The organism is Nocardioides asiaticus, assembly GCF_040049175.1.
Taxonomy (GTDB): Bacteria; Actinomycetota; Actinomycetes; order Propionibacteriales; family Nocardioidaceae; genus Nocardioides; species Nocardioides cheoyonin.
Genome location: NZ_JBDZDM010000003.1, coordinates 85302 through 103741, shown reverse-complemented (window position 1 = coordinate 103741; position 18440 = coordinate 85302). Strand labels below are relative to the sequence as shown.

The following is an 18440-nucleotide window of genomic DNA, read 5'->3' as shown; positions in this document are numbered from 1 at the left end:
CCCGCGCGCCACTGCTGGCGGTCGCGACGCCAGTCGAGGATCAGCCCCGGCGCTGGTGGAGGCTGGGGCGCGCGCGTGAAGCGCACCCAGCAGTGACTCCAACGCGCCGGTTGAGGCCACGCGTCGCGCTTCGAGGGGTTCATGCCCACGAATCCTGTTATGTCTCCGGACATTGGTGACAGTTCTGCATCAGGACATCGGTGACACAACTGGGGTTGACGCCGGTGGCAATTCCGGCGTTCAAGGACCGCACCATCGTGTGACTGTGGCTCCGCTGTTGACACCTCACCGGAGGGCCCGGCCCCGAACAGTGCCGAACAGAGCCGAGGCGCACGGGTTACGCTGCGCCGGGTCGCGTTGCGCCGAGGTGTTGTCCGGGAGTTGGATGCAGTGCGCGGCCGGATAGTCAGCCGGCCGCCGTCGCAGGGAACGGGGCGGTCTCGTGCCGCCCGCCCGCGCGGGGGCACCCGTGGAAAGAATGGTCCGGCGGTGAGTACGGTGCCGGCTGGACCGGTCAGCATGCTTGGAGCAGGTGCGCCTTCGTGCCCTGGTAGACCGAGGGGCCGCTGGTCGTCCACGTCTCGTCGATGTCGGAGTCGTAGGTGTAGGGGAACGCGATCGTGGAGCTCGCGAAACGGATGTGGAGCTCGTTCGGTGCGCCGGTGCTGGACTTGAGGACGGTGATCTTGTTCTTCGGGAACGCCTTCTTGGCGATACCGATCTGCGCCCACTTCCCGACGCCTCCGACGGTGGACGCCCACGCAGACCACGAGTCCAGCTCGGTGATCTTGCCGTTCTTGAACACGGCCAACGCCGCCGTCTCGTTGCGCTGCGTATCCCAGTTGTAGACGCTGCCGAACGCTGCGGTCCCGCACGGCCACGACGCGGTGGGGGCGTCGTACCAGGCGACCTTGTACTGCTTCTTCAGTTGCGCCAGCGTCATCCCGAGGCGTGCCCGCCCGATGCCGGTCGGGGTGACCAGGTAGAGCGAGGGCGTGTACGCCGGCGCACCGGAGACCAGCTTCCCGAAGTGCCTGGTCCAGATAACGTTCGCGTTGTTTGAGCCGCAGCAGGACGCGTCGTAGCTGCCGTGGAAGTTCTCCCGCGTCTGGATTCGTCCGTACCCGATCGACTTCGAAGTGGTGAACACTGTCGGGATCGCGCCGCCGGGCCAGTTCGGGTGGGCGAACATCGCCCCGAGCAGCCGCAGCCCGGTCGGTGTCTGCGTGTAGATGAGAAGGTTCTCGCGGATCTCCCCGTCGACGGTCCCGCTGCCGTTGTTGCAGCTGACTGCAACCCACGCCTCCGGCTTCCCGTCTCCGGTCGCATCGGCGTACCGGACAGCCCCGGTGTCTGCGAACCTCTGGGAGTTCACCTTGCCGTGCCCGCCACTCAGACGGATCGGCGCAGCGACCCCGCACACCGAGCCGGGGACGACTGCGTTCTTGAAGTTGATGTTGCGGATGTTCGCGACCGCGCCTGCGCGTCCGCCGTTCGCCTTCCACCGTGACACGATCCAGTCGCCGACCCTGTTCATGTACGTCTCGCCGTTCAGCTTCACACTCCCGTAGCGGGAGTGGACGCAGTTCGCCTTGTGGATGAAGCAGCCTTCGAGGTTGCCCGGTGACGTGTTGCAGATCGGGTCACCTTTCGCGCAGAAGCTACGGACCTTCGACGCAGCCGCCTTCGCCCAGTGCCGTTCTGTGCCAGCCCAGTGCTTGGCGACCATGACGACCCAGGCGAGCCCGGCGACCTTGGAGAGCGCTCGCAGGCTGACCTGCGCGATGTCGCGGGCCCAGCTGATGTCCCACACGCCGTTGAGCCGGTGGCTGTAGGTGCCGACGTTGATGCCGTACTTCTGGTTCCCGGCGAACCTCGGGTCGCCCAGCAGCGCGATCGCTTTCACGTGCCGCTTGTCGGCGGTGCTGAGCTTGGTCTGGTACACGTTCCCGACAACTTGGGCGCCCTGGCTATACCCGATGAGGTAGATCCCGGTCTTGGAGCCGCACGAGCCGGTGGTGAATGCGTGGATGGCCGCCTTGAGATGTTGCTCGCCGTTGGCGACTGACTTCTTGTACAGCGCCGGGTACTTCACCCCTCCGCCGCCGACGGCGATTGGGCCATGGTCGGAGGCGCGGGCTCCGTACCCGATGGTGTCGTAGGAGACGTCGACTCCGGGAACCTTGTGCAGTACCCGCGAGACCGCGGTCCACAGCTTCCCGTACCCGGCCTGGTTCGTCGTCTTCTCACCGGAACCGCGGACGACCATCAGCTCCAGCGACGGGCACGACACCGTGGTCGGCGTTGAGGTGGCCGCGGACGCCGGGGACACTGCGGGCAGTGACAGAGCCGCAGCGAGGACCGCGGTGACGGCGACGAGGGCGGCGCCGGAACGGCCGGTGAGGACGCCGCGGCGGCGAGCTGCGCGGTTCCGTCGGGCGCGAGGAGCGGCGATGTGGTCGTGCAGCACGTGTCCCCCTTGGGTTCCCTCTGAGCCGAGCAGGTCGATGAGCCGCTCGGCACAACGATCTGGAACCTAGGGGCCGCGACCCTGACTGGCGGAGTCTTTTACCGAGGATCGCCGATACCGGGGATGTCCCCGTGAACGGGGACGCGGTGGGCCGCAAGCAGCGTATGGGCGGCCACGATGAACGTGTGCACGTCCTCGGCGGGCAGCGCGTCCACGTAAAACCCGCTGGCCTCGCGCACCGGCGCCGTGTCCGGCTCTCTGGTCGGCCGGACGGGGACGGGCAGGGCCCGTGATCGTCGAGGACAACCCGATCGCCTAGGAGGACCGCTGGCCGCCAGGCGCCGTTGTGGCCGGCGGCGAGAACGACCGGGTATCCGGTCACCTCGGAGACCGCCCACGCGAGCGCCCAACCCCACTCGTCGGCGGTGGCTTCCACGAACGCGGCGTCGTAGACGGTCGGGTCAAACTGAGGCGGTCTCGCCGCCCGGGGCGGGCCGGGCACGGTGCTGGGTGGCAGCGTCGTGAGCGTCATGGTGGGCACCGTGCCGACCAGATCTGGTCCGACAAACGCGTTCTTGTCCATCGGGGTTTTGAGCAGCGCACACGAACAGTCGTCTGGGACGCGCCCGTCCTGGCGCTCAACCCATTAGGAAAGGGGTCCTGCTGTGTCCGACTTCTTCACGGTCACCTTCATCGTCACTTCGGCCCTCGCGTTGCGCCTACGCGGCGATGGTCGTCGCGGTGGCCACGGTTCGCGAGAAGCGCCAGCTGCGCCGCACCCGACGCACGCGCCTTACGGCGCACCCGGCTCTCGAGACGGCGTAGACCGCGCCCAGGCCGGCGCGCCGCACGACCGGAACGCGCCTCCCCCAGATGTGGGAGGCGCGTTCAACGTGTCTGGTCGGATCAGTCCTTGAGCTGGTCCGGGTAGAGCTCGCGGAGCCTGTTGAGCTCGGCGAGGTCGCGCTGGGTTTTCGTGGCTACCTGGCTCGCCCGCTCCTGGCGGATACGAAGCAGTTCGGCCTTGACGTCCTCGTCGGAGACGTTCTCCCACCAGGTCGCCTCAACCCAGTAGACCTTGTCTCCGTACTCCCAGTCGCTGTCGATGTCGATCTCGAAGGCGAGAGTAGCCGGGCCGGCGCCGCGGGCGCGCGCCTACTCGGTCAGGCTCACGATCGTGAATGTCTCGTAGGAGTCGAACGCTCTCTCGGCCCGGCGCCGCTGAATGACGTCGTTCTGCTTGCGCCAGCCACTGCCGAGCAGGGACAGATCGGCCTTAGTGACCCTCATCGGGCCCTCCTTCTCAAAACGGTGCGTGTCGCGGCCACGTGGGCCCCGTTGCCTTGTCGGTTCGCTGGCTGACCGTCGCGGCTGCGAAACGCCCGGGTAGCGATGGTTGTGTCAGCCGTGCCGTGTGGGCGTCCCGCCGGCTTGGCGTTGCTGTTGGTACCCCCAACCGGATTCGAACCGGCGCTACCGCCGTGAAAGGGCGGGGTCCTGGGCCGCTAGACGATGGGGGCAACGGGATGAGCTTTTGCTCAACCGCGGGCACTTCGCGGACGCGGTCCTGGGTGCGTCGCATCTGCACTGTGCCGTGCAACTCGGTTCTCGCAGTCAGCCCACCGCGTCGCCCTAGGCGTGACCGTCGCCGATACGCGCAGGGGTGGCCGAGTCCCGGCGTCGGGATCCGCCACCTCACGTAGTGTCCGACGGCGCCTGGCCGTGTCAGGCGCGGGTGCTCGCCGACGCCAGCACGGGCCCAGCGGGGGCGGGGATGGCTTGAGCGGTGGTGGCTTCGAGGACACGCAGCGCGGGCTCGGGGAGCACGATGGTGTGGATGTGTTTGAGCAGTGCGGTTGCCTTCTCGGCCGCGGTGACGCGTTCGCCGATCGGGGCGGCCTCGTCCGCGCACGGTCCGGGTCGGCGGAGATGGGTTGCTAAGCGCTACGCCGAGCTTGGGCCCCGCACGGGCCCCTTCCGCGTCCGCCCGAGTATCGGCGCTCGTCGCCGTGGCGACCGCCATCTCCGGATGGGGCGTCGGACGGTATCTGTGGTCGCTGGTCGATGAGGTCCCAACCGGATGCGAAGCGACCGGCATCTTCTAGCCGCATTGGGCAGGCGGTGCCGGCATCGGTGACGAAGTTGCTCGCGTCATGGTCCGGGGCGGCCGCGCTATTCATGACCTCTCAGAACTCCGGGCGATAGCCGCCACTGCTCGTCTCCCACCGGTGAGCCGGTGTCCCACCGAGCTGAGCCGGGTGCTGATCATGCCTTCCCCGGGCCGGCCGCCTTGCGTCGCTGACGGCCGACGTTCTAGATCGATGGAATGGCTCTTCGAAGTGGCAGTCGATCTCGTCGACCAGTGAAGTAGCAAGATCGGAAGGTGAAGGCCTCAGGATCGGAGAAGCCCGCCCCGCCCAGCCGCCGTGAACCGCACGCCGACTCAGAAGCAGAAAGTTCCGAAGCCCCCAAGCCCTTGAGACCAAGTGGTCCACGCCAGACGTCAACTCTGCGCGCATCGGTCGTAAACGTCGTCGACCAAGGTCCTCACCCTTTGGTGCTTGCAGTCACGGGTGATCGGGCGCTTGAACAAATACTGCGTAGTCGCTGCTTCGCTGCCGCGAAAGTCCGTGCCGTTGATGCCCGTGGCGAGCGTTGTCTGGACCGGAACCGCTGCCACCAGTTCCCAGCCGTCGAGTCCGAGTTCTCCGGTTACGACGACCCAGTGTTCGGTAGTGGTATGGGCTTCCCAATCCCCCCTTTGGTCATCTCGTGCTGCTACTTGCCACCACAGGCACCATTGCGAGTTTCGCTTGTGGCGGTCGGGATGTTCGTCGGGCAAGGTCGTGTTGACCCCGATGCAGCGCCAGACGGTGAGGTACTCCCAGGCGGTCATAGGAGCAGCAGCAGGTCGTCGTCGGCGCTCGTGTCTGGGCCGCCTGGTGGGGGCCCCGGCGGCCCTGACCACATTGGCGATCCAGGGTCGAGCGACATGGCCAAGACGTTCTCGAATATCACCGGTACGGCGCGAGGGTCTGAAACGTCGACGTAGGCGCGCTGCCCAAGGTCCGTCCCGACGCCGTGGACCGTTCCCGGTGGGCGCCAGTCACCTGGACCGATCGGGCGAATCGGGATGGCGCCGGGCTGTCGTTGGGGAACGACGTTGAACTGTTGGTCGGTCACGACGGCACCGTATGCGGCTCTGCGCGAACATCCTTCACCGAGAGGCTTCCATACCTCGATTTTGGGACCAGTTAGGCCGGGGCGATCCGTGGCGCTCAGCCCGGTGGAAAACGTTGGCTTCATCACGACCCCTTTGACCACCGATATTCGTCGGACTAGCGGCAACTTCCTGGCCTTAGCCACTGGCATGTCCGTTGGACACGTTTCTGTCGCATTCTCCGACGACCAGATCCCGCGTTCGCCTAGCGTGAGGTGTTCGCTGAACAGCGGACTGTTAAGGCCTGTCTCCTGACCGGCCTCCGCGTCCCTATCTCGGAGGCTCTTCTTGAAGAGGCTCATCTCGACGGCCGCCGCCCTGCTCGTGGCTAACCGGGCTGCAGCTCGTCGCCCTCGGATACCTGACCGCGTCCCCGGCCGGTGCCGCCACGGCGCCTCACGCCGTGAACTTCACGGTCGTCTCCAAGCGTCTCCTGGCCGGGATCGTGGGCCTCCCCAAGGGCAAGGAGACACCCGCCGTCTACGACCGCGACAAGTTCAAGCTGTGGGTCGACGGCGACCACGACTGTCAAGACCCCGCTCTGAAGTCCTGCGCCAGGAGAAGAAGAGCACGACGGTCACCGGCTCTTGTGCCGTCAAGACCGGCAAGTGGGTCTACTCCTACGACAACCAGACGTCCGCGCAGGCCCCCACCTCTACATCGATCACCGGGTATCAGTAGCAGGCGCCGGACTCGATGAGGGCGACGACGCCGCCGACGCCGTCGTCCACCTCGTCGGCGCCGTCCTGGCCGAACAGACCGACGAGTGGCCGAAGCCCACCGCTACCTCGGACGCGACCTCCCGACCGCTGCCGCATCAACATCGTGCCCACCACCGAACCCGAGATCGGAGCCGACGACCTGCCTACACTCCCCGCCTGAACCCCTCAAGTAGGAGAGGGCATCGCTACACCACTACGAGGACTTGATCGCGAGCTCCTCTGTGGACTTGTAGTTTCCGCGCTGTTGACGGACTTGCTTGGTGCCAAGCGCGCTTCGTCTCAGCCATCGGGCTACACCTCCGCCGTCCCTCGGAACGCCAGCAGGAACCTCTCTCCAATGGCGTCGAAGACCGGCAGCCGGTGCGCGAGGAGCCTTGGCGTTCATCTGCGTCGTAACCCTCGCCCAGCGCCAGGTGTCCGGCTCATTTCGAGACGTCCAGTCTCCTTGCCATCGTTGACCCTGGTCACGTCTTCGCCAAAGGCGAGCGGCATAGGATGGTTCCATGAGGCGAATGCCCTCGGACTCGCTCCGGTCGACGAAGCCCTCTTTCGCACTGGTGACTGGAGGCGGAAGCAAGCCCGCAGGCGCGTAACGAACCGACACTCTCATTCGGAAGGTGAACTCAGCAGGCGTGGTCGCCATCGACAAGGTCTTCTACAAGCTCGACGTCGACCACGCGTTCAAGCAGGTCCTCGTCATCACCGACGGCACCGAGCCCGGCGAGAAGATCACCATCACCGACCTGGAAGGCGAGATCCTCGCCGAGCACTCCCGACCCGCACCCGGCACCACCTACGTCGGCAACGGACGACCACCAGGAACCCGCCCGAAGAAACCCGCGAGTGTCACCGAAGTCCTGACACATCAAGCGTCACCGATGTCCTGATGCAGAACTGTCACGCATGTCCTGATACATCACACATGCCCACGAATCCCATCTTGACGCGCCTGCGAACACCTGTTCGAATTAGTCCGGTGGGAACGAGCGGCGAGCAGCAGTACATTGCCGGTTACAACGCCGGGCGGATGATCGCGCTTCGGACCGGGTCCACGGAAGCCGCTCGCCGGTGGGTGGTTGAGCCAGCACAGCGAGGCCGGCCTCGCATACGTCGCCGGCTACGAATGGGCCCTCTGGGACTACGAAGATGCCAACGGCCTCTCCCACGAACAGCGCCCGGCGACCGCTGGCTAGGGGAATCGACGTCACTTGGGGATACCTGTTGACCTGCGGAAACGCTGAAAGCGGGCAGGTTAACCGGTCGGGTAAACCTGATTCGCGTAAACCTGCCGGTGCAGCGTCGTCGGCATGTACGACCCTGAGAACCCGGTCCCCCAGTGGACCGTCTCGACGATGCAGCGCGTCGCCGCCGAGCCAACCTTGGCCGGGGCTGCGATCCGCTACGCCAACCTCGGCATCCCGGTCTTCCCGTGTGTCCCGGGCGGCAAGCAACCGCTGACCCCGAACGGGTTCCACGACGCGACCTCGTCGGCACCCGCCGTCCATGCCTGGTGGCGACGCACGCCAGAGGCGAACATCGGCCTCCCTACCGGCGCCCGCACCGGCGTTCTCGTCGTCGACGTGGACATCCACGCCGGCGGGAGCGGGTTCGAGGCATTTGAGCGCGCCCGCTCCGAGGGGCTCGGCGATCGGTGGGGATGGCTGGTGCGGACACCGTCGGGCGGCTTGCACGCCTACTACCCGACCAGCGGCCACCAGGAGCAGCGCAGCTGGCAGGTGCCCTCGGCGCACCTCGACTTCCGCGGCGACGGCGGATACGTGATCGCTCCCCCGTCCCGGATCGAGGTCGACGGCGTCGCGAAGGCGTACGACGTCATCGCGGTCACGACCCAGCCGGCCAGGACGGTCGACGCGATCAAGCTGCGCCAGTTCCTGGAACCGCCCCGATCGACTCGTCACCTCGGACCCCCGGCCGCGCTCAGCGGCCCACATTGTCACCCACCAGCGCTCGCCCGCACTGTGGCGCTGACACCTGTGGGCGGACGCAACCGGGCGCTCTTCTGGGCGTCGTGCCGGATGGTCGAGAACAACTTCACGCCGGCCGACATCGCCAGCTGGCTTACACCGGCCGCTCAGCATGCCGGGCTCGGCGACCGCGAGATCGAGACCACGATCAACTCCGCGGTCCACCACGCCACCCCGCTCGGCCCGGTGAGCCGCCCGGGCCCTACACGGACGAGTGAGGGGCTCCAGCTGTGAACACACACTCGGAGTACCGACGCCACGGCTACCAGCCGCCCGAGCCGCCCACCCCGCAACCGGATGCGGAGGCGAGCGAACTGGCCCGTCACCGCGACCCGTCGCTCGCCGCCGAGAGCGGCAAGCCGTCCATCGCGCAGAAGCACGTCGCGTGGGTCCGGCCGACCGAGATGGCGTCGTACGCCGGACCGATGGTCGGCCGCGGCATCGATCTCCACGCCGAGCTCGCCCGACGGGCGCGACGCGCACCGATCACCGCCAGCAGAGCGATGCGACACCCGACACCGACGACACCGGCGAACCCGCCGCCCACCGCGAACCGCACGGAAGGACTACAGCTGTGACCCACTCGTTCGACACCTCTCAGGGGCTTCGCCGACTCTTGACCCGCCTGCGCGTCTTCGGCTCGCGCGCGTGGGAGCAGGACCCCGAGGCGCGTGAGCTGATGCTGTTCGCGGCCAAGAAGTACGAGGCCCTCGCGATCAAGCACCACCTCGACCCGAGCGCCGGCGCGGCCGCGGCGTTCGAGGCCATGCGCACGTACGCCGTCCGCACCGCCGACGATCCCTGGGCCGTGGTGACCATGGCGGTCAACGTCAGCCTGATCGCCGAGGAACGCGCCAACGGTCTGTTGTGCTCCGTCGAGAAGGCGCGCCGGCCCGAGGTGTCCAAGCGCCACGACGTACGCCGCTTCTGCGATACCGAAGTCGACCTGCCGAGCTTCCTACCCGCACTCGCCGTCGACCCGTTCGAGAGCGACGACGACGCGCCGACAGGCGCGTACGAGGCGGTCGACGCGACCATCAACCTGTTCACCGCCCTGGGCTGGCCGCGCGACACCGCCACCTGCGCACTCGACTTCATCACCGCCCGGCTGTGCGATTGCGGGTCACGGCCAAGGACCCATGCCGCGCTCCGGCGCGACGACAGCGCCCGGGCGCTGCTCGACATCGACCAGGAGGCGTGGTCGACCGTGCTGCGGATCATCCTGGGCAATCCAAATCCGGACGAGTTCTGCACCTCCGACGGGCGCGGCGTGCTGCTTCGCCTACTCATCGGTGACCCGATCAGCGAGATCCTCGAGGACGACCTGCTGCTCTGGGAGATCGCCCAAACGGCGCCGCGAGTCAGGGGGCGGGCCCATGCCTGAGACGCGCGGCCACATCGAGCTGGATCGGGCGATCGAGTCGATCACCATCGGCGCCCGCCATCGCAAGGACCCGGGCGACCTCGCCAAGCTCGCCGAATCCATCGACCGACTGGGGCTGCTCCAGCCGATCACGATCACCCCGGACGGAGTTCTGGTGTGCGGCTGGCGGCGACTCGAGGCTGTGCGTCGCCTCGGATGGAAGTCGATGAAGGTATGGGTCCGCTCCGGCATCTCCGACAAGCTCAATGCGTTGCTGGCTCAGCAGGACGACAACGAGCTGCACAAGCCGCTCAACGAGCTCGAGAAGGCCTCGCTCTACCGCGAGCTCAAGGCCATCCGAACTGAGGAAGCCCAGGCCCGCATGCAGGCCACCCAGTTCCGGGCCAACGCCGGAGGCTCCGGGTCCGCACCGGGTGCGGACCCGGGCGAGCACGGTGACGCACGACTGCAGGCGGCGATGGCGATCACCGGCAAGGCGTCGTACAACACCCACGAAAGGGTCTGCGCGCTCATGGATTGGGCTTCCCGCAAGGCCACCCCGCCCGGGGTCCGGGCGATGGCCGCGGAGGCGCTCCGCCGGATCGAGAACGGCGAACCGGTCAAGCCTCTCTATCTGGAGGTCAAGGCGGCGTACGACGAGACGCAACTGCCGCAGGCCGAGGTCGAGACGGACCTGGCCCGGATGGCACGCGAGGCGTTGGAGCGGGTGAACGGCAAGAAGGAATCGGGTCAGCACCTCACCCACAGCAACGGTCCCGCGAAGCACTACCGCAGCACCCGCTCGTTCAACCTGATCTGGACCGAGCTCGACGGACTCGGCGAGATGTACGACGTCGACGTCCTCGCAGTCGAGATGTCCGACGCCGACTGGAAGCAGTTCGACAGCGTCGTCACCACCACGATCGCGTTCCGCGACCAGCTCGCCGCCGCACGACGGTGCGCGCACACACACCCGGATGCGCCCGATGCGTAGCCTCACCGGCCGACAGGTCCTGCTTCTCGTCGCTGCTGTGGCCCTGCTCGCCACCGTCGTCGTCGGCGTCTACGGGCTGGTGCGCGGACCAGGTGGCAAGGCTTCGCCGTCACTCGCGGGCAGGTCGCCGGAACCGGCCGTAGTCACGCATTCAGATGCGCCAGTTGCCGACCTCCGCGACCGGTCACTCCCCCACACGACTGATCCGATCGCCTACGCCCGTGCAGTCGCCACGTCGCTGTTCGACTGGGACACCTCCTCGGGCCACCTTCCCCCCGACTACACCGCGGCGGTCCTTGCCGATGCCGATCCCTCCGGCGACGAGACACCGGGCCTGCTCGACGACGTCGCCACCTACCTGCCGACGACAGATCAGTGGCTCGACCTCGGAGCGCTGGACGTCGTCCAGACAATCGACATCGCCAGCGCGTCCATCCCCGCGTCCTGGCCAACTGCACTCGCACAGGCCCACGGGCAGCTTCGTCCCGGCACGACGGCGGTCACCATCACCGGCACCCGGCACCGCAGCGGCGTCTGGGATGGCGAGCCCGCGGCGTCGTCGGACCCGGTGTCGTTCACCGTCTTCGTCGCCTGCCCGCCCGCCTTCGACCGATGCCACGTGCTCCGGCTCTCCCAGCTCGACAACCCGCTCCGCTGAGGCCCTGGGGCTCGCACCGGTGGGACTCAAGCTCGCGATCGCAGCCGGCGCCGCCGTCCTGTCGGTGCCGGGCGCGGTGCTCATCGCGGTCGCCACCGTGACCGCGCCGACAGCATCCCTGACCGCCTGCAGCACCAGCACTCCCACCAGTGAGCAAACGCCGGCAACCGCAGTATCCGGTGGCACCCGCGGTGGTGTCGGCACGGGGCTCCGGCTGGGCGCCCTGCCAACCGTGCATGCCGCGACGGGGACGCCGTACGTCGGGAAGGTACGGATGGCGGTCGCCAACCTGCCGACCACCCACCACGGTGCAGGCTCTCTCCCGACCGTGCCCGGATCGCTGAGGTCGATGACCCGCCGCCACCCGGACTTCATCGCGCTGAATGAGATCACCGCGGCCGGCGCGCGGTTCCTGTCCGCCCATGCCCCGGGCTACGACGCGTACAAGGATCCTGTCTCCGCCACGCGCCACGGCAACAGCCGCAACAGCCTCGAGAACGCCGTCATGTGGGACGCGCGCAGGTGGAGCCTCGTCGACGCCGGACGGTTCGAGTACGTCGCAGACGACCTGGTCGTCTTCAAAGGACGGCCGGTCGACTGGAACCGCTACGCGATCTGGACCGTCCTGCGAAACCACGGCACAGGTCGACAGATCGTGGTCATCGCGACCCACAACATGACGAACCCGCAGAAACAGCGACGTACCCACGGCGACTATGCCTGGCCGAGCAGGATCGCACAGTATGCCGCAGGGATGCGCCTGCTCCGACAACTGATCACCCGGCTGTCCGTCTACGGCCCCGTCCTGCTCGCCGGGGACATGAACGTCCACCCGAGCCAGGGCGGCTGGTCGGCACCGGACCAACTCGCTCGAGCGGGGTATTCGTTCGCATACGACCGTTCGGTGATCTACCAGTTCTTCCCCCGCACCGCGCGGCTGTTGGGCACGAGCCTCGTCCCGGTCAGCTCGGACCATCCGCACGCCCTGGTGACCACTCTCGTTCTTCGCAGCACGGCGGAGTCCGTCGCGCCGGCGAAGGCCGGGTCAGGGAACGTGCCCGACAGCCTGACGGCGACCGACACGAACAGCCGGACCGTCACCCTCGACCGTCGACAACTCGCCCGCGCCGCCACGATCATCGCCGTCGGCCGCAGCGAAGGAGTCCCGGCCCGCGGCCAACTCATCGCACTGATGACAGCTCTCACCGAGTCGTCGCTCCGGGTCCTGTCGAACGTCTCGGCCTATCCCGAGTCCGGATCGATCCCGAACGACGGCAACAGCGGCGACCACGACTCGCTCGGGCTGTTCCAACAGCGGCCGGCGGCGGGATGGGGCACGGTCCAGAACCTGATGGATCCCGTCTGGTCCTCGCGCGCCTTCTATGGCGGACCGAGCGGGCCGAACCATGGCTCACCCCGCGGCCTGCTCGACCTCGACGGTTGGCAGACCATGGACCCCGGCGCTGCTGCTCAGGCCGTCCAGGGCTCCGGCTATCCCGGCCGGTATGCCGTCAACCAGTCCGTCGCCGCGAAGATCCTGGCGGCACTCAGCGGCGTCTCGCTGAGCAGCGACCTCGGATGCGCACAACCGACCGGTGCTGTTCCTGCGGACCTGCCGCCCGGCCTCCCCGGCGCATTGATCGCGACAGCGGCGAAGGAGATCGGCACGCCCTACGTCTGGGGCGGCGGCAACTTCGACGGCCCCACGGACGGCGGCTTCGACTGCTCAGGCCTCGTCCTCTACGCCGTCTACCAAGCCTCCGGCGGACGCATCCGGCTCCCGCACTACACCGGCGACCAGATCCACCTCGGCCAGCCGATTGCCTGGGCCGACAAGCAACCCGGCGACCTGATCTTCTTCAGCTATCCGGGCGCCATCGGCCCGCACCACGTCGCCATCTACGTCGGCGGCGACAAGATCCTCCAGGCGCCGCGCACCGGCGAGGCCGTCCGCTACGGAAGGATCGACGAGTTTTCTGGACAGACGATGACGGTCCGACGACAGGGCTAACCCGCGAGCTAGCTCCCTCCTACGAGTCCGGTTCCACGACGCCGCCCTTGAGAAGGACTTCGTTAATGTCCTGCGAGCCGACGTTCGCGCCCTGAGGCGGCAGGAGCCCCCGAGCACGTAGCCATTCGTAGGCGGCTCGGTTCTGTTGGTACAAGCGCCGCTCGGCCTCTGCGTCCCGCGCGGGGTCGCCCGTCACCTGGTACATCGAGGCAGGTGTCTCGAGGCGCTCGGAGGTTCCATCGGCGTGGAAACGCTCGGCGCTCATGCCGGCCATGCGGTGCTCGGAGAGAAAGTCCAAGAACCAGCCACGGCGATCTTCCGCCCACGCCCATCCGATGTGCATGCCGCGGTGGAAGGAGTGGCCGTTGTCGACGAGCGCGACGGCGTCGGGAGTGACGGCAACGTAGTCCTCGGGCACCGTGCGGAGGGCCGCTTCGGCGCAGCGCAGCCTGTCGCTGTTCATGCGACGACGGTACGGCGTCGGCGCCACAAATCGTCGTCAGTTCTTGTTATAGCCCAGCGAGCGGGCGTGAAGGACTTCCTTCCAGTACGACTCGCGCTCCAACACGTGGGCATCGTCGGTACGCATCGACCAGAATTCAAGCAACGCGAACTTCATGTTCGCGCGGAAGTGCTCCGGGCCCTTCTCCTTCAAGAGCTCCTTGAGGCCGACGTTGTTGCCGTGAAGCGTTTCGGCATATGTGCTCCACCGTTGCCAGATGCCGGTGTCACCGTAGGCAGACCCGACGTACCGTGCGGCCGTCGTCTGGTCATGGATGACGTAGACGCCCTTCATGTGCTCCAGGGCGATCCGCCAATCAGGTCGCTGCTGTCTCACGATGCTCTGGAGGTCGGAGAGCGTGTGGTTGATGCGATCGTGACCCGGGAACGGGTCGCCCACGAACGCCTCCTCGAGGATGGACGACACCGTCATCTCTTCCAGGCACGACTCCATGGTCCGGCGCCGCTGCCGGCCGGCCAGGCGCAACCGGATGTAGAGGCGCCAGATGAAGGGGCCCATCAGGTCGTCGCACAGGACGACGTCGTAGGAGTAGGTCCGCGGCTCGGGGCGCCGTCCGGTAACCCGCCAGATCCCGCCGAAGAGCCAGAGCGTCGGATCGTGGCGACCCTGAGCGAGGGAAAAGATGAAGTCCCGGTTGAAGGCGTTCGTATCCGGGCGCCAGGAGTTCCAGCGCTGCCACTCCTCGGGGTCGTTGGCCAGAACGTCGATGGGGTAATTCCGGCCGTTGAAGACCGCACAATGCACCTTGCAGCTCGCAGGGTCGAAGTTCGTGGGTAAGAGGGAGGCGAGCGGAATGGCCGTTTGCTGCATAGGTCGAGCCTATGCAGACGGTCCGACGTCGGCTCTCGACGAATGCCAGTCCCCGCGCACCTGAACGCCATGAGCACAACCCTGCTCGCGGGCACCCATGTGGGGCCGAACTTCGGCGCCGTCGGCGGCGCTGACGGCCTCCGCGTCATGGTCGGAGCGCTGCTGACGTACGGGTTGATCATAGCCGTCCTGATGCTCATCGTCTCTGCGACGACTTGGGCGATCGCCTCCGGATCCGGGAGTTGGCATACCGCGCAGAAGGCAAAACTCGGCTGCTTCGTCGCGCTCGGCGGCGCGACCCTGACCGGCGCAGCACTGACATGGGCGAACTGGCTGCTGGGCATCGGCGCCCACCTGTAGGACGTCCGCTGTCGTCGACAGGAGAACCCGCGATGTTCCGCCTCTTCAACCCGGTCTTGGTGCCGCTCGACATCAACATCGGCCCGAACTCGAACGGCCTGCCCGGCATCAGCCAGCTCAAGAACATCGTCGGCGCCTCGATGACCGTCGGGCTGGTGCTCGCCGTACTCGCCCTCATCATCTCGGCGATCGTGTGGGCGCTGGGCGCGAACTCCTCAAACCCCCACCTGGCCGGCCGCGGGAAGCTCGGCGTCCTCATCGCTCTCGGCGCAGCCATTGTCTGCGGCGCGTCGGTGACGCTGGTGAACTTCTTCTGGAACGTCGGCCAGCAGGTCCGCTGAGACCGGAGGTCAGTCATGGGTGTCTGCAACGTCCCGGTGATCCACACCGTCTGCAACGTCGCTGGCGACGCCGCGGGCGCCGTCGTCACAGCGCCGTTCGACTGGCTCGCCCAGGGCATGGCCGGCGCTGCCGCGTGGATGTTCGCGACCGTCTGGAAGGTCATCGACACCACGACCTACGTCGACGTGACCAGCGGCGACTACACGAAGGTCTACAACGTCATCTTCGGCATCGCCGTGTTCTTGATGCTCGGCTTCTTCATGCTCCAGGTCATCGGCGGCATGATCCGCCGCGAGCCGGCGGCGCTCTCCAGAGCCGCGCTCGGACTCGCGAAGTCGATCCTTGGATCCTTCGTCGCCCTCGCCCTCCTCGGCACCGCGCTCGAGATCGCCGATCAGCTCTGCATCGGCATCGTCAACGCAGCCGGCACGAACATGAACGAGATGGGCGACAAGGTCGCCGTACTCGCCGGAGGGCTCGGCGCCATCAACCTCTCCGCCCCCGGCGCCGGCGCGATCCTGACGATCTTCCTCGCCAGCCTCGCGATCATCGGCGCGATGGTCGTGTGGATCAGCCTGCTCACCCGCAAGGCGCTGCTGCTGATCGCGATCGTCTTCGCGCCCATCGCGCTCGCCGGATCCAGCTGGGACCACACCCGCAACTGGGTCAGCCGCTGGGCCTCGTTCGTGATCGCGATGATCCTCTCGAAGGTCGTCCTGGTCGTGATCTTCCTGCTCGCCACCGCCCAAGTCTCCGCACCGATCGACGCCGACCTGCAGTCCGTCAGCCAGCCGATGGCCGGCGTCGTCCTGATGCTCATGGCCGGGTTCGCGCCGTACCTGACCTACAAGGCGATCTCCTTCATGGGCTTCGACATGTACCACGCGATGTCGGCCGAGCAGGAGGCCAAGGCCTCCCTCAACCGGCCGATGCCGATCCCGCTTCGAGGACGTGGCGGCGGCGCCGAACCGGCCAAAGTACTCGGAGACAGCGGTGGAGGCGGCGGTACGCCGAACGGCCCTGCGCCCACACCATCGGGCGGGGGCGCCGCGCCAACGGCTGGAGGCGGCAGCGCGAGCGCATCGGGTCGAGCTGCCGGTGCTGCCAGCGGCGGCGCGGCCGCAGCGGGCGGTGCAGCTTCCGCGGGACTGGTCGTCGCGAAGACCGCGGCGGCGGCCGGGCCACGGCTCGGTGGCTTCGTCGCCGCCCAAGCGACCGAGCACGCCGACGCGCACGAACCCTCAGCGTCCCCGGCCGTCCCGCCGCCGGTCGCGGACTCCACTCTCCACGACGTTGGCGGGCGGAGGTAGCCGGCGATGAGTGCCTCCACCGACTCCGAGCCTGCACTGACGCCGATCAAGTTCTCCCGGCTCGCGCGGCGCGGGATCCTGCTGGGCTTGTCGGGCCCGCAGCTCGTGATGGCGAGCCTCGCCGCGGGAAGTCTCATCCTCGGCCTGTACGTCGGCGCCGTCGTGATGACCTTCCCGACCATCGGCGTCTTCCTCGCCCTGGCGTTCATCGGAGTGAGCGGACGGAAACTGATCGAGTGGGCGCCAGTCGGAGCTCGCTGGCTCTGGCGGTCGACCGGCCGCCAGCTGATCTACCGCCGCAAGATCATGAAGCCTCGACCGGCCGGGACACTCGCGCTGCCCGGCGACGCCGCCTGCCTGCGCCAGTGGCTCGACCCGGAGACCGGCGCGGTCATGGTCCAAGACCCACACGCCGCGACGCTCACCGCGATCGTCGGCTTGTCTCACCCGGCCTTCGTGCTGCTCGACCCTGCCGAGCAGGAGCGTCGCGTGGTCGCTTGGGGTCGTGTCCTCGCGACCGCGTGTCGCTCGGGACGCCTCGCCGCGCTCCAGGTGAGCGAGCGGACACTGCCCGACTCCGGCAAGGGGCTCGCGCAGTGGTGGGACAGCCACGGCACCCACGACCGGACCTGGACCTCACAGACGTACGCCGAGCTCATCGACCGCGCTGGACCCGCCGGCGAACGCCACGCCAGCACGATCTCGATCTGCCTGGACATAAAGACCGCCGGCCGCGCGATCCGTGCCGCTGGCGGCGGGATGAAGGGCGCCGCGGCCGTGCTGCGCCAGGAAATGTCGACGATGACAGCCGCCCTCCGATCAGCCGACCTCTCCCCCAGCGACTGGCTCACTCCCGGCGACCTCGCCCTGATCCTGCGGTCGGCGTACGACCCAGCCGTCGCCGGAGCGCTCGAACGCCACGGCGAGCTCGGCCGCGACCTCGCCACCGCCGGCCCCGTCGCCGTCACCGAATCCTGGGGATCGCTGCGCAGCGACTCAGCCCATCACTGCGTGCTGTGGATCAGCGAATGGCCGCGCTCGCTCGTCTTCCCCGGCTTCCTCGCGCCACTGCTCTCATCCGGCATCCGTCGGACCTTCACGCTGCTCTACACGCCGATGAGAACCGACCGCGCTGCGCGCGACATCCGCAAGAAGAAAACGGAGTACATCTCCGACGCTGCCCAACGCCAAAAGATCGGCCAGATCGAGGACGCCCAGCAGACCGCCGAGTACCAGGACGTCCTGCAGCAGGAGGCTGATCTCACCGCTGGCCACGGTGTCCTCCGCTGCACCGGCCTCGTCGCCGTCAGCGCCAATGACCCCGACGAACTCGAGCGCGCTGTGGCCGTCATCGAACAGGCCGCTATCCAGGCGTCGTCCGAGACCCGGAGGCTCTGGGGTCAACAAGCTCGGAGCTTTGCCGTTGCCGCACTGCCGCTCGGGCGCTCCGTCTGACCAGTGGCACTTCGCGAGTCAACCTCGACATGGTGGGTCACCACTGCTTACGACCGCGTTCGAATTTCTCGATTCCGGGGACACGCGGCTGCCGATGCCCCACGATGAGCCTCAGAACCCGCCGGAGACCCGAGACTCCGGCGGGTTCGCTTAGTCCGAGCGAACTGTCGGCGCATCGTCGTACCCTCGCTCCCTGCCATCCGGACCGAACCCACCC

General features: G+C 67.7%; 18 protein-coding genes and 1 tRNA gene. 11 read left to right on the top strand and 8 right to left on the bottom strand.

Annotated elements, in window-relative coordinates; translation table 11 throughout:
- Window positions 1-514: 514 nt before the first annotated feature.
- The 6 genes from ABLE53_RS11115 to ABLE53_RS11090 all read right to left on the bottom strand — a co-directional run bounded on the left by ABLE53_RS11115 (window position 515) and on the right by ABLE53_RS11090 (window position 6523).
- Window positions 515-2470, bottom strand: a complete 1956-nt coding sequence (locus ABLE53_RS11115; protein ID WP_348858982.1) for a cutinase family protein — start codon at window positions 2468-2470, stop codon at window positions 515-517.
- A gap of 1155 nt (window positions 2471-3625) precedes the next feature.
- Window positions 3626-3760 (bottom strand): hypothetical protein, encoded by a 135-nt coding sequence (locus ABLE53_RS11110; RefSeq protein ID WP_348858980.1) that lies wholly within the window; start codon window positions 3758-3760, stop codon window positions 3626-3628.
- 154 nt (window positions 3761-3914) lie between these two features.
- Window positions 3915-3990, bottom strand: a tRNA-Glu gene (locus ABLE53_RS11105).
- Window positions 3991-4973: 983 nt separating this feature from the next.
- Complete coding sequence (locus ABLE53_RS11100) at window positions 4974-5366, bottom strand: hypothetical protein (protein ID WP_348858978.1); 393 nt, start codon at window positions 5364-5366, stop codon at window positions 4974-4976.
- Complete coding sequence (locus ABLE53_RS11095) at window positions 5363-5992, bottom strand: hypothetical protein (RefSeq protein ID WP_348858977.1); 630 nt, start codon at window positions 5990-5992, stop codon at window positions 5363-5365. The genes ABLE53_RS11100 and ABLE53_RS11095 overlap by 4 nt, the downstream gene beginning before the upstream one ends.
- 372 nt (window positions 5993-6364) lie before the next feature.
- Window positions 6365-6523, bottom strand: a complete 159-nt coding sequence (locus ABLE53_RS11090) for a hypothetical protein (protein ID WP_348858975.1) — start codon at window positions 6521-6523, stop codon at window positions 6365-6367.
- A gap of 506 nt (window positions 6524-7029) precedes the next feature.
- On the opposite strand from ABLE53_RS11090, the gene ABLE53_RS11085 reads away from it, so the two are divergent.
- The 7 genes from ABLE53_RS11085 (at window position 7030) to ABLE53_RS11055 (ending at window position 13423) form a co-directional block, all read left to right on the top strand.
- Window positions 7030-7299, top strand: a complete 270-nt coding sequence (locus ABLE53_RS11085; protein ID WP_348859806.1) for a hypothetical protein — start codon at window positions 7030-7032, stop codon at window positions 7297-7299.
- Window positions 7300-7719: 420 nt separating this feature from the next.
- Window positions 7720-8631 carry a bifunctional DNA primase/polymerase gene (locus ABLE53_RS11080; protein ID WP_348858974.1) on the top strand — a complete coding sequence of 304 codons (912 nt, stop codon included), beginning with the start codon at window positions 7720-7722 and terminating at the stop codon, window positions 8629-8631.
- Window positions 8628-8975 (top strand): hypothetical protein, encoded by a 348-nt coding sequence (locus tag ABLE53_RS11075; protein ID WP_348858973.1) that lies wholly within the window; start codon window positions 8628-8630, stop codon window positions 8973-8975. Before ABLE53_RS11080 ends, ABLE53_RS11075 begins: the two co-directional genes overlap by 4 nt.
- Window positions 8976-9013: 38 nt before the next feature.
- Window positions 9014-9781 carry a serine/arginine repetitive matrix protein 2 gene (locus ABLE53_RS11070; RefSeq protein ID WP_348858972.1) on the top strand — a complete coding sequence of 256 codons (768 nt, stop codon included), beginning with the start codon at window positions 9014-9016 and terminating at the stop codon, window positions 9779-9781.
- A complete protein-coding gene (locus ABLE53_RS11065) occupies window positions 9774-10754 on the top strand; it encodes a ParB N-terminal domain-containing protein (protein WP_348858971.1) in 981 nt (326 codons plus the stop codon). The genes ABLE53_RS11070 and ABLE53_RS11065 overlap by 8 nt, the downstream gene beginning before the upstream one ends.
- Window positions 10747-11412 (top strand): hypothetical protein, encoded by a 666-nt coding sequence (locus ABLE53_RS11060; protein ID WP_348858970.1) that lies wholly within the window; start codon window positions 10747-10749, stop codon window positions 11410-11412. Before ABLE53_RS11065 ends, ABLE53_RS11060 begins: the two co-directional genes overlap by 8 nt.
- Window positions 11413-11431: 19 nt before the next feature.
- Window positions 11432-13423: an NlpC/P60 family protein gene (locus ABLE53_RS11055; protein WP_348858969.1), complete on the top strand. Its 1992-nt coding sequence runs from the start codon at window positions 11432-11434 to the stop codon at window positions 13421-13423.
- A gap of 19 nt (window positions 13424-13442) precedes the next feature.
- On the opposite strand, the gene ABLE53_RS11050 is transcribed toward ABLE53_RS11055, so the two are convergent.
- Both ABLE53_RS11050 and ABLE53_RS11045 read right to left on the bottom strand, forming a co-directional pair.
- Window positions 13443-13886, bottom strand: coding sequence for a hypothetical protein (locus ABLE53_RS11050; protein WP_348858968.1), 444 nt, complete (start codon window positions 13884-13886; stop codon window positions 13443-13445).
- A 36-nt stretch (window positions 13887-13922) separates the two neighbouring features.
- Window positions 13923-14756: a GIY-YIG nuclease family protein gene (locus ABLE53_RS11045; protein ID WP_348858967.1), complete on the bottom strand. Its 834-nt coding sequence runs from the start codon at window positions 14754-14756 to the stop codon at window positions 13923-13925.
- A 69-nt stretch (window positions 14757-14825) separates the two neighbouring features.
- Here ABLE53_RS11045 and ABLE53_RS11040 point away from each other — a divergent pair, with 69 nt between their 5' ends.
- The 4 genes from ABLE53_RS11040 to ABLE53_RS11025 are packed head-to-tail and all read left to right on the top strand — an operon-like array spanning window position 14826 to window position 18223.
- Window positions 14826-15116, top strand: a complete 291-nt coding sequence (locus ABLE53_RS11040) for a DUF6112 family protein (protein ID WP_348858966.1) — start codon at window positions 14826-14828, stop codon at window positions 15114-15116.
- A gap of 32 nt (window positions 15117-15148) precedes the next feature.
- A complete protein-coding gene (locus tag ABLE53_RS11035; protein WP_348858965.1) occupies window positions 15149-15457 on the top strand; it encodes a DUF6112 family protein in 309 nt (102 codons plus the stop codon).
- 15 nt (window positions 15458-15472) lie between these two features.
- Window positions 15473-16768 (top strand): TrbL/VirB6 family protein, encoded by a 1296-nt coding sequence (locus ABLE53_RS11030; protein ID WP_348858964.1) that lies wholly within the window; start codon window positions 15473-15475, stop codon window positions 16766-16768.
- A gap of 6 nt (window positions 16769-16774) precedes the next feature.
- Window positions 16775-18223, top strand: coding sequence for an SCO6880 family protein (locus ABLE53_RS11025; RefSeq protein WP_348858963.1), 1449 nt, complete (start codon window positions 16775-16777; stop codon window positions 18221-18223).
- Window positions 18224-18440 lie beyond the last annotated feature (217 nt).

Coding starts and splice junctions, on each gene's coding strand:
- ABLE53_RS11060 (WP_348858970.1), top strand. CDS start 10,747: ATGCGTAGCCTCACCGGCCGACAGGTCCTGCTTCTCGTCGCTGCTGTG.
- ABLE53_RS11045 (WP_348858967.1), bottom strand. CDS start 14,756: ATGCAGCAAACGGCCATTCCGCTCGCCTCCCTCTTACCCACGAACTTC.
- ABLE53_RS11030 (WP_348858964.1), top strand. CDS start 15,473: ATGGGTGTCTGCAACGTCCCGGTGATCCACACCGTCTGCAACGTCGCT.
- ABLE53_RS11025 (WP_348858963.1), top strand. CDS start 16,775: ATGAGTGCCTCCACCGACTCCGAGCCTGCACTGACGCCGATCAAGTTC.
- ABLE53_RS11040 (WP_348858966.1), top strand. CDS start 14,826: ATGAGCACAACCCTGCTCGCGGGCACCCATGTGGGGCCGAACTTCGGC.
- ABLE53_RS11095 (WP_348858977.1), bottom strand. CDS start 5,992: ATGAGCCTCTTCAAGAAGAGCCTCCGAGATAGGGACGCGGAGGCCGGT.
- ABLE53_RS11080 (WP_348858974.1), top strand. CDS start 7,720: ATGTACGACCCTGAGAACCCGGTCCCCCAGTGGACCGTCTCGACGATG.
- ABLE53_RS11110 (WP_348858980.1), bottom strand. CDS start 3,760: ATGAGGGTCACTAAGGCCGATCTGTCCCTGCTCGGCAGTGGCTGGCGC.
- ABLE53_RS11050 (WP_348858968.1), bottom strand. CDS start 13,886: ATGAACAGCGACAGGCTGCGCTGCGCCGAAGCGGCCCTCCGCACGGTG.
- ABLE53_RS11065 (WP_348858971.1), top strand. CDS start 9,774: ATGCCTGAGACGCGCGGCCACATCGAGCTGGATCGGGCGATCGAGTCG.
- ABLE53_RS11035 (WP_348858965.1), top strand. CDS start 15,149: ATGTTCCGCCTCTTCAACCCGGTCTTGGTGCCGCTCGACATCAACATC.
- ABLE53_RS11100 (WP_348858978.1), bottom strand. CDS start 5,366: ATGACCGCCTGGGAGTACCTCACCGTCTGGCGCTGCATCGGGGTCAAC.